9 protein-coding genes are annotated in these 17,245 nt (G+C 29.4%); 8 read left to right on the top strand and 1 reads right to left on the bottom strand.

The window, feature by feature from the left end:
• The first annotated feature begins 332 nt into the window (after positions 1-332).
• The 6 genes from ACY1IQ_RS12835 (at position 333) to ACY1IQ_RS12810 (ending at position 10,002) form a co-directional block, all read left to right on the top strand.
• Positions 333-1,193: a formate/nitrite transporter family protein gene (locus ACY1IQ_RS12835; protein ID WP_461614304.1), complete on the top strand. Its 861-nt coding sequence runs from the start codon at positions 333-335 to the stop codon at positions 1,191-1,193.
• Between the two features lie 628 nt (positions 1,194-1,821).
• Positions 1,822-2,730 carry a Yip1 family protein gene (locus tag ACY1IQ_RS12830; protein WP_461614303.1) on the top strand — a complete coding sequence of 303 codons (909 nt, stop codon included), beginning with the start codon at positions 1,822-1,824 and terminating at the stop codon, positions 2,728-2,730.
• A gap of 487 nt (positions 2,731-3,217) precedes the next feature.
• Complete coding sequence (locus ACY1IQ_RS12825; protein ID WP_461614302.1) at positions 3,218-3,805, top strand: Ig-like domain-containing protein; 588 nt, start codon at positions 3,218-3,220, stop codon at positions 3,803-3,805.
• A gap of 944 nt (positions 3,806-4,749) precedes the next feature.
• Positions 4,750-8,430, top strand: a complete 3,681-nt coding sequence (locus tag ACY1IQ_RS12820; RefSeq protein WP_461614301.1) for a cell wall-binding repeat-containing protein — start codon at positions 4,750-4,752, stop codon at positions 8,428-8,430.
• 970 nt (positions 8,431-9,400) lie between these two features.
• The gene (locus ACY1IQ_RS12815; RefSeq protein ID WP_461614300.1) at positions 9,401-9,562 is read left to right on the top strand and encodes a hypothetical protein; all 162 of its coding nucleotides are present in this window, start codon (positions 9,401-9,403) and stop codon (positions 9,560-9,562) included.
• Between the two features lie 83 nt (positions 9,563-9,645).
• On the top strand, positions 9,646-10,002 hold the full coding sequence (locus ACY1IQ_RS12810) for a hypothetical protein (protein ID WP_461614299.1): 357 nt from the start codon (positions 9,646-9,648) through the stop codon (positions 10,000-10,002).
• Positions 10,003-10,291: 289 nt separating this feature from the next.
• On the opposite strand, the gene ACY1IQ_RS12805 is transcribed toward ACY1IQ_RS12810, so the two are convergent.
• On the bottom strand, positions 10,292-11,200 hold the full coding sequence (locus ACY1IQ_RS12805) for an alpha/beta hydrolase family protein (RefSeq protein WP_461614298.1): 909 nt from the start codon (positions 11,198-11,200) through the stop codon (positions 10,292-10,294).
• A gap of 952 nt (positions 11,201-12,152) precedes the next feature.
• On the opposite strand from ACY1IQ_RS12805, the gene ACY1IQ_RS12800 reads away from it, so the two are divergent.
• Positions 12,153-12,710, top strand: a complete 558-nt coding sequence (locus ACY1IQ_RS12800; protein ID WP_461614297.1) for a sigma-70 family RNA polymerase sigma factor — start codon at positions 12,153-12,155, stop codon at positions 12,708-12,710.
• Positions 12,711-13,119: 409 nt separating this feature from the next.
• On the top strand, positions 13,120-17,040 hold the full coding sequence (locus tag ACY1IQ_RS12795) for a cell wall-binding repeat-containing protein (protein ID WP_461614296.1): 3,921 nt from the start codon (positions 13,120-13,122) through the stop codon (positions 17,038-17,040).
• Positions 17,041-17,245 lie beyond the last annotated feature (205 nt).

The following is a 17,245-nucleotide window of genomic DNA, read 5'->3' as shown; positions in this document are numbered from 1 at the left end:
CTATGGACAATTGACAATTAAAGAGGAAATTAATTCTTAAAGAATTAATTTCTTTAACTAATTTTTAACTAGCAATGCAATTGCTAGTTTTTTTCATAAAAAGTTGCCGTGCAACTTTAAAAAGAATCAATTCTAAATTTCTCAGTCTTTACTGAGAAATATCCACAATTGTCCATTGTCAATTTTCAATTCTCAATTGTCAATTGTCTAACCTTGACTTCCTTCTAAAGCTAAAATATAATAATCACGGTGCTGTTTAATATAACGATTATGAAAACCTTTAAATGTGTTAAATACATGCTTTAGAGGGGTAAAGTGAAAGGGGCAAGTAAATGGAAAAGTTGATGTTATCACCACTAGAGATAACAGAGTATGTTGAAGAAATGGGGGTTAAAAAAGCTAAAAATAGGACATCTCAGACATTGCTTCTTGGAATGTTGGCAGGAGTATTTATAGCGTTAGGAGCATACGGATCAGCGGTGGCTTCACATAGCATAACTAATTTCGGATTACAAAAAGTTATGGCCGGTATAGTTTTCCCAGTAGGATTAGTATTTGTTTTGGTATGTGGAGCAGAGTTATTTACTGGAAACTGCTTATTATCAGTAGCAGTAGCACAAAAGAGAATATCAATTAGTGATATGATAAGAAACTTAAGCTTAGTTTATATAGGTAATTTTATAGGAGCAGCAATAATAGCAGGACTTGTGTATGGAGCAGGATTACTTGAGTTAAATGGAGGAGCCGTTGGGGGATATGCCATAAAGGTTGCAGCTACAAAAGCAAATCTTACATTATCTCAAGGATTCTTTAGTGGAATTTTATGCAACATAATAGTATGTCTTAGTGTATGGGGTACATATGCAGCAAAAGAAGTGCCAGGAAAAGTATTAATGGGGTTTATACCAATTTTCGTATTTGTTATAGCTGGATTTGAACACTGTGTAGCAAACATGTATTATTTTTCAATAGGCTTACTTGCAAAAGGTAATGCATTATTTGTTGAAGCATCTCATGTAACACCAGAAAAATTATCTAACTTAACAATAAAAGGAGCAGCACACAATTTATTACCAGTAACTCTAGGAAATATGTTAGGTGGAGCTATAATGGTAGGAATAACCTACTGGTTAATATATAAAAAGCTATCACATAAGAAGCATATTACTAATAAAAAGGACATAGCAGCGTAAGGCAATTGAGAATGGAAAATTGACAATTGACAACTTATTCAATGGAGAATTGACAAAGGACAATTGACAATTAAGGTGGAAATTATTTTTAATCAAAATAATTTCTTTAATAGATTTTTTATAACGGTGAACATTGTTCATCGTTTTTTCACCTCTGGGGAACTTAATCAATGGAGAATTGAGAATGGAAAATTGATAATTATGGTTGAAATTAATTTTGCAAATTAATTTCTTTAGAGAGATTCTTAATAAAACAATTTAAAACTTCTTCATAAAGGAGAAGTATCAATAATTGTCCATTGTCAATAGTCAATTCTCAATTGTTTAAGGGTGCAGTATGATTTGGAGCAAGACCTAATAAACTTAGCTAATCTTATGGAGAAACTATAATAATTAAGAATTAAGAATGAAGAATGAAGAATTAAGGTTGAAATTATTTTAATCAAAATAATTTCTTTAATAGATTTATTATAGCGGCGAACAGTGTTCGCCACTTTATTGTCCACTGTCCATTGTCAATTTTCAATTGCCTAACGTTTATAAAATAAGAATCTTTTGCAAAGGATATATGTAAATATAATTGTATAAGTTACAATTATAGTAAATACTAAAATAAGGAGGAAGTAAAATGAAGCGTTGTAAAAACTGTGACATACGATATGATGAAGATATAAGCTTCTGTAAAGTATGTGGTAAGGAACTAGAGGAAGATTCTTCTGTAGAGGAAAGTACAGAAAAGAATGAAGCTAACAATGAAAATGCTGAAGTTAATGGTGAAATTATTAATGAAGAAACTTTCCAAGAGGAAATAAAACTTGAGAGTTATACACCAGAAGAAAATTTTGAAGAAAAGTACAGTATTTTAAATTTGATAAAGGGAATGTTCATAAGGCCTTTTGAAACAATGAAGGGAATCACAGAAAAGCTTACCAGTGGTACTACTTGGATATTACTAGGAATTATATCAATAATAAATTCATTATTTTCAGCGGGTATGGTAAGAGTGGTAATTAATCGTCTAGTAGCCTCTTTAAATGCTACTGCTGGAGAAGGTATGTTATATGGAGGAATGCCTTATGGCTTCAGTACCTTTGCAAATGAGATACAAAATAGTAAAATTTTAAGTGCAGGTAGCATATTTTGCCTTTCGTTAGTTTCCATGATAATATTTGCTCTATTGATAACATTATGTATTTATATAATGTGTAAAATATTTAGAAGCAAAAACACTTATATGGATATATTTAAAATTGTAACTTCATCATTATTGTATTACACTGTAGGATATTTAATATTACTTCTACTAATATTAATTAATGCTAATTTTATATTTATGGTAGCAATACTAGCTACATTAATGGTAGCTTTCTTTGTATCAATAACTCTAGGATTAGTTAACAGCCTCAGAGTAAATAAAGACAGAATAATTTATATAGTATCCTTAGGATATATGTTAAATATAATAATAAACAATTATTTATTAGAATTTATAATGAATTTATTTCTACGAAATGTTTTTATGAATAGAATGCTTTAGCCAATGGAGAATTGACAAAGGACAATTGACAATTAAGGACGGAATTATTTTTAAGCAAAATAATTTCTTTAATGGATTTTAAACTAGCAATTTTATATTGCTAGTTTTTTTATGTGTGAAAAATTTTAAAACTTTTCTTCTTTATGAAGGAATTTAAGTTCTATAGTGGAATACTACTGTAAAATAATGGTAATATTTATTAATAGAAATTAAAATAATGCACAGTGCACAACTTAAAATAATGCACAATGCACAGGGCACAATTCACAATTAAGGAGGAAATTATTTTTAGGAAAAATAATTTCTTTAATAGATTTTTTGATTAGCAATGTGATTGCTAATCTTTCATAAAAAGTTAGTCTATAACTTCAAAAAGAATCAATTTAAAATTTCTCAGTAATAACTGAGAAATATCCACAATTGTGAATTATGCATTGTGAATTGTGAATTGAATAAAGTTGTCAATTGTAGAAGGGAGATGTTTTATATGAAAGGTAATAAATTTTTAACTTTTATAGTTATACTTATGTTTGTGGTAGGAGCAAAGGCGCTAAACGCATTTCCAAAGGAAGTTAAGATAGTATCACCACAGGGAGAAAAAAACATAGCATTGCTTACTAAAGGCGATGATGATGTAGAAAAACTTTTAGTAAATTATGATATATCTCTGCCTAAAATTTATGAAGGAAAAGAAATTACTTGGTACAATCCTCAGGGAGAAGAAACTACCTATATAGATACCACTTATCTTGGGGAATATAAATATATTGGTAAAGAAAAAGATTCCGATAAAAAAATAACTAAAATTTTTTCAGTAGAAGAGGATATAACTTCTATACAGGATATAAGAGTAACTTTAAAACCAGAAGAAAGTTATGTATTACCTAATAAAGTACAAGCTATTCTTGAAAATGGAGAAAATGTATATAGAGAAGTAGTTTGGTATGATGTCACTGGAAAAGGAACAACTATTGTGGAAACTCATAGAGAAGGAAAACAAATTTTCTTTGGAAGAGTAAAAGGATATAAAAATCCAATAATGGCTACTGCAGAAGTTCTAAAATTAGTTAATTAATAATATATATGGTAAAGGTTAGCATTTAATATAATGAATTTTTAATTAAAAATAAACTTTTTAGAAAATTTTAAAATAAAATTGATAAGAATTAAAACTTTTAATTCTTATAACCTAAATACTAACGGAAGCCTAATTATTCAAGAATTCATAGAAAGTTAATTGAAGGAATTACAAATTGTTTTGCAATTATTACACAAATGTAGAAAAAACACAAAATTTGTCGGTTAAATTATGGTAAATGAACCAAAATTTTTAGATAAGTTGTATGAAATTTAAAAAAATAAAAAACAATAAAAAAAGACAAAAAAAATAAAAAAATATAAAAAAAGTTGAAAGGAAAAAGAAGAAAAAAAGAGAATATCTTATCCGTAATAGTAAATAAATGCACAGCTATCTTTTTGTAGATAGTGACTATCCAATAATGGATAGAAAATATCCTAGCATGATAAAATGTCTAAATATAAAAATATTGCAGTATTTTTATATTAAAGGTAGTGCAAGTTTACGGATAAAATATTCCATAGAAAAATAAAAAGATGAAAATTTTAATAAAGATTAAATCTTTATTAAAAAATAATTACTTGGTAACTTTTATTATACTATAAACGTATACTCTATGGAAAGAAAAAAATCCATAAAACTTTGTTAATATCATGGGGGATTTTAATTTAGTTTAAAATTAACTTTGTTAAAAATTAACTTTGTTAATTATTAATATGTAAATTATACATGTAAAGCTCTAATGCAGCTGAGGCACCTCAGTATAATTATGGAACATACCCTTAATACATTAGAAGATATGGTAAGGATCGCAGACGAGATGAATTTAAATATCTTGTAGTGAATGTACTAAAGAAGGAAATGTTCTATAAAATGCTGAGAGAAGCGTAAGCTAGCATTAGACAGAATGAATTTACTAAAAAGAAAAGGGGAGTAAAAAGATGAAAAAAAGTTCAAGAGTTATTTCAACACTATTACTTGGTGCTACTCTTACAACAATGAGCGCTAATGTGTTCGCTGTTGAATCAAAAGAGACTATCGAGAAAAAATTATTAGCTGGAAACAACAGATACGAAACAGCTGTAAAAGTAAGTGAAAAATGGGAAAAAGCTGACAACGTAGTTTTAGTTAACGCTTTAGCTATGGCTGACGCATTAGCAGCTACACCGCTTGCAAAATTAAAAGATGCTCCAATTCTTTTAACAGATGCTAAAGAATTAACAAAAGCTACTAAAGAAAGAATTGAAAAATTAGGAGCTAAAAACGTATTCGTAGTAGGTGGAGAAGGCGTAGTTTCTAAAGAAGTTGTTGCTGAATTAGAAAAAGCTGGATTAAAAGTAGAAAGAATATCTGGTGTTGACAGATTTGAAACATCAGCAAAAGTAGCTAAAGAATTAGATGCTAAAAAAGTTGCTGTTGTTAACGGATTAGATGGAAGATTAGCAGACGCATTATCAGTTGCTGCACCAGCTGCTGAAAACAATATGGCTATCTTACTTACAAACGGTAAAGATTTAGGATCAGTTAAAGATGCTGCTAAAGACAAAGAAGCTGTAGTTGTTGGAGGAAGCGCTGTCGTTGCTGACTCAATCAAAAGCGATTTAAAAGCAGAAAGACTTGGCGGAGCTAACAGAAATGAAACTAACGCTGAAGTAATGAAAAAATTCTACAGCGATAAACAAGTTAAATCAGTATATGTTGCTAAAGATGGCGCAGCTCAAGAAAACCAATTAGTTGACGCATTAGCAGCAGGTCCAGTTGCTGGTAAAGAAGGAGCTCCAATAGTATTAGCTGGAAGCAAATTAGCAGATGGACAAAAGAAATTCTTAGAAGGACAAGGCGCAGTTGCTACAGTTTATGAAGTTGGTGGCGGAATCAACACTAGCACTGTTAAAGACTTAATGACAGCTCTAGGAGTTAAAGATGTAGTAGACAAAGCTGAAGTTGCTTCAGTAAAAGCTACTAACTTAAAAGAAGTTGTAGTTACATTTGGAATGAAAGTTGATTTAGATTCAGCTGAAGATGCAACTAACTACTCAATAAACAATGACATTAAAATAGAAGACGCAGTTCTACAAGAAGATGGAAGAACTGTAGTATTAAAAATAAAAGAAAGTGATAATGGAAAAGTATTATCAAACCAAAAGAAATATAAATTAACTGTAGATACAGTAATAGCTGGAGACAAAGAAATAGTTGCTAAAGATTTCGAATTCACTCCAATGGATAATGCATATCCAGAAGTTAAAGAAGTTAAATCTTTAGGAACTAAAGCAACTAAAATTGTATTTAGTGAACCAATTAAGAAAATCACTTCTAACAATGTTAAATTAGATGGAAAGACTTATTATGGTCAAATCGACAATAATGGTAGAGAAATAATATTAAAACAATACAGCTCAGACAAACTATCAGTAGGAGATCATAAAATAGAAATTGAAGGAGCAGAAGATTATGCTGATTTCAAATCAATATCTTCTGAACACAAGTTCACAGTTGTTGAAGATAAAACAGCTCCAACTGTAGAAAAAACTGAAGCAACATTAGAAAAAGTTATAGTAACTTTCAGTGAAGATGTTGATCCAGATTCAATAAGCGAATCAAGCTTATACTACAAAAAAGATGATAAGAAAATAAGAGCTAACAAATACAAAAAAGTAGACGGAAAAACTTATACATTCTATTTCGAAGGAGAAGAAAAAAGACTTCCTGGATATGAAATGACAATGTATGTAGAAGACGTTAAAGACTACAGTGATAATGAAATAAAAGAAAAAGAAATAAAAGTTAAACCAGAAGTTGACCAAACTAGACCAGTAGTTAGAAATGTAAGTGTTGATGAAGATGGTAAAGTTATAACTGTAAAATTCAGCAAAAACATTCTTAAGGATTCTTTAAAAGAAAAATATTTCGTTATAAAAGACAAAGATGGAAAAGTTAGAGGAATAGACAAAATTGAATTTGGTAGTGACAACAACATAGTAGAAATTACTCTAATAGAAAAACTTCCAGCAGGAAAGAACACTATCAAAATTGATGGAGTTCAAGATGCAACTTATTTAAAAAATACTATGTTACCTTATGAAAAGGAAATAGATACTAAAAATACAGATAAGCCTAAATGCACAGGTATTGCTACAAGCGAGAAAGATAGAACTATAATCTTAAGCTTTGATAAGAGAATGGATGCTGAAACATTACGTACAGAAAGCAATTACTCAATATTATTCGATGGTGCAACTCGTGGATTACCAAAGGATACAGAAATTGAAGTAATTGAAAATGGTAAAGCTGTAAGAATAATTTTACCAGAAAAAATTAACGGAAAAACAGTTGAATTTGGTGTCAACTTAAAGAAAATTGAATTCTATGGATTAAAAGATATTGATGGTATGCAACTTGAAGGATTCAAATCAGAACAAGAAATTAAAACTGATAAAGAATCAGGAGCAAAATTAGCTGTTTATGATACAAAAATATCTAAAACTGCTAACGGTGATGCTAAAGACAGAAACACTATAAAAGTTAGATTTAACCAATCTATTGGTGGAGTTTCTACTAGTGACTTTGAGCTTAAAGACAAAGATGGAAAGAATATCTCTATTAAGAAAGTTAGCTTTGAAGGAGCAGTTGTAACAATAACTACTGATGATAAGTTACCAACATCTACTAAAGACTTCACATTATCAGTTAAAGAAAACAACTCAATAAAAACAGCTGCTGGATTAAAAGGCGCTGCTAAAGAAACAGCTGAATTACATGATGGTATATCACCAGAAGTAGTAGCTGATACAAAAGAATATAAAGTTAATGGAAATATAATAGAAGTACCATTCACTGAAGAATTAAAAGACAATGCAAGCTTAATAGGATTATATGCTGAAGACTTCAAAGTTACTAAAATAGGTAGCAAAGAATCAGTATTAACTGCAGGTGAAGATTATGTTACTTCATTAAAAGATGATAAGAAGACTATCCAAATAGAAATAAAAGTAGACGGAACTGCTAAATACAAAGTTGAATTAGCTGGAGACGGAAAAGAAGCTAAATACATCCAAGATATAGCAGGAAATACTTCAACATTAGAAGATACACATTATGCTGAAAAAGAAGTAACTGGTAAAACAGATGCACAAAAAGATGCAGAAGAAAAATTAGCAGAAGCAGTAAAAGCATTCAATACTGAGAAAGAAAGAGTAGAAGGCTTAAATTTAGATGAAACTAAATATACAACAGATAGTTGGACAGCATTAGCAAATGCGTTAAAATTTGATGTAACAGGAAAAACATTAGAAGAAGTTAATGCAGCAAAAACAGCTATAATTAATGCTGAAAAAGGGCTTGTAACAAAAGCAGTAAATAATAACCCAACTGTAAAAACACCTATAACAGCACAAGCAGGTGCAGTTGGAACTGAATTAACAGTAGATTTAAGCGATTTATTTGAAGATGCTGATGGTGATGCACTAACATTAACAGCAGATAAAGGAACTGTTGCAGGAAGCAATTTCAAATATACTCCTCAAGCAGGCGATGCAGGTAAAAAAGTAACAATAACTATTACTGCTGATGATGGAAAAGGTGGAACAGTAACAAGCACATTTGATATAAATGTTGCATAAAAATAAGTAATAGAAAAATATTAAAGCAAGGACTAATCATATTTATATGATTAGTCCTTATTTATATATAATAGAGCAATATTAACAATTATATATGGATAAAAGTTATTTTATATTTTTAAAAGAACTTAAAAATTAAACAACTGTTTTTCATTTCTAAAAGAAATATAAGAAGTTAAAAAATTAGTCAATGATAAACTTACGTAAATTGGAAATTAAATATGAAGGATAAATAATTATGATGGGAATTAGTTTTGGTCAAACTAATTTTTTATTACCAATATAATTGCTAGTTTTTTTCACCACTGGGGAACAATAGTGAAGCTATTTAGGATTCCACTGAGGCGTAGTATAATTTGGAACAATACTCAAGAAGCTTAACTAAGTACTATGGATATATGCAATATAATTAAAGTATTGCTTAATGACATAGATATTATGCCATGCATATTATACTTGTACCCCAGATATAGAAACTAACACCATGGAGAGATTACGATAATGAAGAATTAAGATGGAAATTAATTCTTTAATAGTTTTTTATAAGGAGTCATCCTATAACTTTTAAGATAAATTAATTAAAAATTTCTTTTCTTATTAGAATGTTTTCCATAATCATCAATTATATAATTAATTTATTATTTATTTAAAATAAATTGAAAATCTTTACTAAATGATGTAAAATACTTATGCAATGGAGAATTAACGATGGACAATGGACAACTTATATAATGCACAATGCACAGTTCACAATGCACAATTGAGGTGGAAATTGTTTTTAGGAAAAAATAATTTCTTTGAATAAATTTTTTTGACTAGCAATGCAATTGCTAGTTTTTTTGAGAAAGAAGTTACTGTGTAATTTCAAAAAAAGAAAAGAATCAATTTAAAATTTCTCAGCAATCGCTGAGAAATGTCTACAATTGTGAACTGTGAATTGAATAAAGATATTTACATAAAGAGGTGACTCATGAGGTATAAGATTGATTTAGCTGGGTTTGAAGGCAGAAAAGTTGAAGTTGAGAGGATAGGATTTAAACCTCCCTGTTTACTTATTGATGATATTCCAGTGGAAAAGATAGGAAAGCGTGAAATGATTATTACTAATAACAAGGCATTTTCAAGAAAATAACAATCCAGTATATTAGCCTATTTTTCATCATGCTGCGTCGTCAGAACCTGCACATAGACCCACTATGAGCAGAACCTAACTCCTTGCCTGATAAAAAATATACTAAATATCTTTGGCTTATTATTTTCTTTCACATGCCTAATGGTGAGAATTGCCTAGCTTCTTGGACCAATAAAGCTTTTAGCATGGATCCAATTCCTAAACTTAAAGTTGGTGATGAGGTAATTCAAGTAGTAGAACTATTAAAATGGTATACTAAAATTTGGTATTTATTACCTTTACTTCTACTTTACTGCGGTGCTGCAGTTTCTATCAATTATGGCATTTGTAGACTACAAATTAATAAATTTTTAAAGTTTCTATTTACTCTAATTGTATCTGCATTAAGTTTCATTGCAGCTAATGTATTAGCTTATTTTATTCTATCTTTATTAGGATAAACAATTTATACAATGGAGAATTGACGATTGACAATGGACAATTAAGGATGAAATTGATTCTTCACGAATTAATTTCTTTAAAAAAATTTAAAAACTAGCAATACAATTGCTAGTTTTTTATTGTAGGGGCGAACAGTGTTCGCCAGTTTTTTTGACTATATCTTATAATTTAATATTAATCAACAATATGTGGCGAACACTGTTCGCCGCTACAGGATCAATTTTAAATTTCTCAGCTACTGCTGAGAAATATCCACAATTGTGAATTTTGCATTGTGAATTGAATTAACTATTTCTTCTCCACATATGAATCAAATATATCTGCGCTTAACTGTATAGCTTCATCTAGGGATTCGTTATGATCTCCATCTATAGGTATTAGTTTATATGGTACATTAAATTTTTTGGCTTGATTTTCAAATTCTTCTGATAAGTACATTACTCCTGCATCGTCCTTACCTACGAAGGAATAAACAGGTGTTTTTATACTATTTATGTACTCATAAGATGAGCGTATATGTATTTCATCTTTATTATATTCAAATGGTATACGTTCTTTTCTTTGTTCAAAATAAATTTCTGTACCATATGATGCACCGTTAGTGGCAATAGCTTTATATGGTGAATCTGTTAATGATGCTAAAACTCCTAAAGAACCTCCTGCACTATGTCCCATTAAAAATACATTGTTTTCATCAACATAAGGAAGACTAGCTAAATATTTTCCAGCAGCAATGCAATCCTTTACCTCACCATAAAAATATTCAAAATTACCTGGGTTTCCATTTTCACCACGAACCATAGGTGTCATAACTACATAGCCTCTATCGATATAATCTTCCGCAACAGCCCAATCACTTTCATCAAATGAAAAACCACCATGCATGAAAACCACAGCAGGGTATTTATAACCATCCTTTGGGTCATTTAAAACCCATGCTTTAAGTTTTAATCCATCAGATTCATATTCAATTTTTGAAGCATATGGTGGAGGTGTTGAATTTTCATATTCATCAATTGAAGGAGCTTTTTTCACAAAAGATGATTTGAAAGTTTGTATATCCTTCTCATAGGATCCAGAGAAGGTATTATTCTTAGAAGTGTTGTCCACTTTAGGAGTATTACTACTAGAGCAACCTACTAAAAGCAATGAACACAATAAAATACTGGCAAAAATATTGTATACTTTTTTACTCATAAATTCTCCTTTGTTTCTTAGTCATCTGAAAAATAATGAATTCAAGACGACTACTTAAAATTGTTAGTTATTTTTGTTTTTTGAATTCTTTTTTGAAGATATAAAAATACAGATTATACATATAAAAGCAAGTCCTACAGAACCATATTTAACAACTTCATACATAATATTTCTCCTCCTATACATAGATAATTGCAACTTGTATAAAATACAATAATTCATAAAATATACCAGTTAATTATATCACAATAATACCAAAATTTACAACAAAATAAGATAAAATTCTCCTATGATTTTTACCTATAAAAACAGGTTAATCAATTGAAAATTGAGAATGAAAAATTGACAATTATGGTTGAAATTAATTTTGTAAATTAATTTCTTTAATAGATTTATTGTAGTGGCGAACAGTGTTTGCCAGTTATATTTTGTATATGTATCGTAATTAAATATTAATATAAAAGTATTATGGCGAACACTGTTCGCCGCTACAGTTAGGTAATGGAGAGCTTAATCAATGCAGAATTGTGAATTAAATCCACCCTTAAGGTGGATTTAAAATATCTACAAACTACTCCATAAACCCTTATTTATCAACATATGGACAAGTTTATTGTCGTAATTTTTCTATATGTTTCTATTGAAAAATGTAATAAAAAGTAATATAATATAATTATAGGAAACAAGTGCAAGTCAACTTATCATTTGAATTAAGCCCTACCTTATTGTTAATTAAAATAAATCATATAGTAACTTAAAAATCATATTAAGGTACTATTCTGCAACCTAATTTATAGGCAAGTATTAATGCTTCCTTAAATGTTTTAATTTATAATTATAGATATTTCTCAATTCATAATGAGGAATATCTATAATTCTTTCTATTGTTTTTCCATAAGAAGATTTTAAAATTACACTTTTTAATTAAATTTTTAAAGGGGGAAAATAGAATATGTATAATGATTTAAATGAGCTAGTGGTGCGTGCAAAAGATGGTGATAAGGTAGCCATAGAATCCATAGTGGACAGATTTAGAAACTATATAAAATACTTTAGTAGAAGAATTTATGTGGCTGGATATGAAGTAGAAGATTTAGAACAGGTTGGTTTTCACAGCGTATTAAAAGCGATAGTAGCTTGTGATATAACCAAATATTCTTTTACACCCTATGTAATTGCTTCAATTAAAAATAATTATTATGCACTTATAAGAAATAAAGTAAAAGAAGGGTACAACCTTAGCTTAGAAGCAGATTACAATGGATTTAAAATAATAGATGTATTAAATTCTAGTGATAACATAGAAGAGAAGTATATATTTAAAGAAACTCTACAGCAACTTAAGAAATCAATAGACAACCTATCCCCCATAGAAAAAGAAATATTAGAAAACATATTCTTTCAAGAAAAAACCATAAAACAATATGCAGAGGAGAAGAATTTAAAATATCATAATGTGATATATAGAAAAAACTTGGCGATAGAAAAGTTTGCAATAGAGGACATATAGGGATTAAGAATTAAGTATGAAGAATGAAGGATTATGGTTGAAATTAGTTTTGATAAAACTAATTTCTTTAAATAGATATTTGTAGCGGCGAACAGTGTTCGCCATAATACTTTTACATTAATATTAAACTTTGATATGTATATAAAAGTGGCGAACACTGTTCGCCGCTACGATTAGGGAATTAATATGAATATTAATTTTTACTAGCAATTTCATTGCTAGTTTTTTATTATAAAAAGTTACTATGTAACTTAAAAAGAAAATAAATTTATAACTTCTCCCATAAAGGAGAAGTTTCCATAATTGTCCATTGTCCATCGTCAATTGTCAATTGAATTAGTGTCATATCCTCCCATAATTTCATATATTAATTATATCGGTAAATTGATAAAAATAGGGAGAGGATATGGTGAAGAAGAGTTTTAAAATTGTTTCAACTTTGATTCTTGGGTTAACTTTTACAATGAGTAACTGTAGAGTTTTTGCTGTTCAGTCTAGGGATACAATTGAAAAGAAATATTTAGGTGGAAATGACAGATATGAAACTGCAGTTAAGGTCAGCGAAGAGGGATGGAGGTCTTCAGATAATGTGGTTTTAGTTAATGGAACTGCTATAGCTGATGCACTTTCTGCTGCACCTTTTGCTAGAGAAAAAAATGCACCAATATTATTAACAGGTAGTGATAAATTGACATGGACAACTAAAGATAGAATAAGAGAGCTTGGAGCTAGAAAGGTTTATATTATTGGAGGTACAGGTGTTGTAAGCAATTCTATAGTTAGAGAGCTTGAGAATATGGGAATATCTGTGGAAAGAATTCATGGATTAGACAGATATGAAACTTCAGCAGAAGTAGCTAGAAATTTAAATACCAATAGAGCTTTTGTAGTTAATGGTATAAAGGGACTTGCAGATGCATTATCTATTGCAGCACCAGCTGGAGAAAATAATATGGCAATTATTTTAACAAATGGTAGTAATATAGGTAATGCTAGAAGAGTAGTTGAGGGAATGGACATTACTGTTGTTGGAGGAACTGGAGTAGTTAGTGAAGGGCTCCGTCAACAGTTAAGAGCTGAAAGAATATATGGAAATAACAGAAATGAGACTAATGGAGAGGTCTTAAAGGCCTTTTATGGCAGCAAAGAAGTTAAGGAAATATATGTTACTAAAGATGGAACTTATAAGGAAAATGAATTAGTTGATGCATTATCAGCAGGACCTCTTGCCGCTAAGAATTCTTCTCCAATATTATTAGCTGGAGATAAACTATATTATGAGCAAGAAAGATTTTTAAAATCACAGGAGAAAATTAGCAAGGTTTATGAAGTAGGTGGAGGAGTAAACTACAGAACGGTAAATTATATACTTAATGCTTTAGAATATAAAGCTGTAGTGGATAAAGATGAGGTTACCTCAGTAAAAGCTACAAATGTAAAGGAAGTTATAGTTACTTTTGGAGCTAGAGTAAATAAGGAAAGTGCAGAAGATAAAGATAATTACTCTATAAATAAAAATATAAAAATTGAAAGTGCAACTTTGTTAGAAGATGAAAGAACAGTTATTTTAAATATTAAAGAAGTGAATGATAGGGTTTTAAAAAATCAAGAAAAATACACTTTAGAACTTTCTAAGGTATATTCCTATAGTAATAGAGAGATTTATGGAAAATTTGATTTTACTCCATTAGACAACACATTACCAGCAGTGGAAAAAGTGGTCTCTCTTGGAACTAAAGCTATTAAGGTTATATTTACTGAGCCAATTAAAAAAGCCAGTTCTAATAATTTTACATTAGATGGTAAAAACTTTTATGGTTCAGTGACCAACAATGGAAGAGAGTTAATATTGACAGCTTTTGATAGGGATTTATTAAAACCAGGAGAGCATAAGCTTGCAGTTGATGGAGTAGCTGATTATGTTGGATTAAGAACAGTTTATTCTGAAAATAGGTTTTTGGTAGAGGAAGACAATACTCCTCCAAGAGTAGAACATGTTACTGCAACCTTAGAAAGATTAATATTAACCTTTAGTGAAGATGTAGATCCAGATACTATGAGAGCTGAAAATGTGTACTATAAGTCTGGAGGAGACAAAATAAGAGCTAATAGAATGAATAAATTAGCAGGAAATAAATATGAATTTTATTTCTCAGAGAGTTCTAATAGACTTCCAGCTTATGAAGTTATGTTATATGTAGAAGATGTTAAAGATTATAGCGGAAATAAAATTAGAGAGACAAACGTAAGAGTAAGGCCAGAAGTAGATGTTAGCAGGCCACAGGTTAAATCTGTTACTGTAGATTCAAATAACAAAACAATAATTGTTAGATTTAATAAAATTCTTCATAGGGATTCTAGAGATAGTAGATTCTTTACTATAAAAGATAAAGATGGAAAAGTACTTGGAATTAAGGATATAAATTGGGGAGCAGACGATTATAAAGTTTTAGAGGTAATTATGTATGATAAGCTCCCAGAAGGTAGAAATTCAATAAGAATATTTGGAATAAAAGATGGAACACATCTTCAAAACGTAATGTTAGATTATAATGAAGATTTTGTGGTAGGGGATAGTACTCCTCCTAGAATTTTATCTGTTGCAAGTAATAGAGAATATAGAAGAATAGTTATAACTTTCTCCGAAGTGATGAATTCAGCTACTTTGGAAGATATATCTAACTATTATGTGTATCTTGATAATAAAATGACTCCATTACCATCATCAACAGATATAACTGTTGTGCAAAATGGAAGAGGTGTTATGATAACTTTACCAGAGAGAATAGATGGCAAAACTGTATATTTAGGAGATAATCTTACAGAGATACAAGTTATGGCAGTAAGAGATTTGGCAGGTAATATATTAGAAGATATCTATAAGAGAGAACCTATAGATAGGGATTCAAAGGCAAAGGTAGCTGAAAGATATTCAGAGGCAATTAGAGAAGGCAATGCTGTTGCAGAAGATAGAAGAACTATAAAGGTTAGATTTGATAAGTCAATTGAAAAAGCATATAGTGATGCTTTTAAATTAGATGTAAGATACAATAATGAAGATATAAGAATATCAGAGGTTTATACTGATGGTACAGATATTGTAAAAATTCGTACTAATAGAGACATGCCAACAGATATTAGAGAAGATGCGTTAACGATAACTGATGGATATAAAATTAAAACATCAGCAGGTAGCTCAGTAGATACCTCAAGACCAATTAAAATTGTAGATAAAATTTCTCCAGAGGTAGTTTTAGAGTCTTCAAGAGGATATAGAATAGAAAATGGTAATGAGATAATAATACCATTTAGTGAAAACTTAGATACAACAGTAAATCCACTTTTCATAAAAACAGATTTAGATATTTTCTCACAATACGAACCAAACTATCCTCTTAAAGTAACAGAATTTGAAGTGGACTTTATTAAAGATAGTAATGGTAACTCAAATAAACTTAAAGTTACAATAAATCCAAGTGAAAGTGCAGTAAAAGCAAGATATGTAATTAAGTTTAATAAGGATGATAATGGTAAGGTAAGAGTTATAAAAGATTTAAAAGGTAATAGAGCTTTAGCAAAAGAACCAACATCAACAGATGGGGAAATTATAGGAACACATTTAGTAAACTTAATTACCAATTATAAAGTTTTACCTGGTAGCAGTAGTGGAACAATAAAAATTGATTATAATGTTGCAAATAGCAGAAATAAATTAGCCTATGAAATAAGTGACAATCCACTAGCGACACCAACAGTAGGTAGCAAAAAGATAGTAGGTAATGAAGGAGTAATAGGATATAATAGCGGCGAAAATATAAAAGTTAATTTAGGCAAATATGTATCACTATATGAACTTGATTTAGAAAATAAAATAACTAAATTTGTATGTTTTAAAGTAGAAGATGCTCACAGAGTTCCAAATGTTACAATAACTAAAGTAGCTTATCAAAATGGAAATATCCAAAATCCAAAAGGGATATTAACTATAACAGGAACAAATTTTAATGAAATACGTACTGTAGGCAAAGATATAAAATCCCAAATAGATTGGAGTAAACTTTCAATAGTAGCTAATGATGGAACAAAAGATGTTATTCATAAATTTAATTTTTCTAACAATGGAAATGCTATTAATCATATAGAAGAAGCCAAAATAGAAAATGAAACAACAATTAAAATAACATTAACTGCTGATAAAACTATTTTACTAGATACAGATTTAGGTGTATTGGATGGGAAAGATAAAGTAATTATAAACTCTGGTTTCTTAAAAAATACAAAATCAATACCGACCTTTGTCAATGGAGAAACTATGATAATTAAGAATTAAGTATGAAGAATGAAGAATTACGGTTGAAATTAGTTTTAATAAAACTAATTTCTTTAATAGATTCTTGTAGGGGCGAACATTGTTCGCCTTTTCTTATTAGGAAAGTAAATGTCAACATTAAAATAATGATAGTCAAAAGATACTCATGTATGTGGGTATCTTTATATGTTATTATAAATTAATGATGTATTTATTGGTTTGAATG

The sequence above is a fragment of the Clostridium sp. Marseille-QA1073 genome, assembly GCF_054863625.1.
The sequence above is the reverse complement of the archived record's forward strand: the minus strand, read 5'-3'. Positions and strand labels throughout refer to the sequence as shown.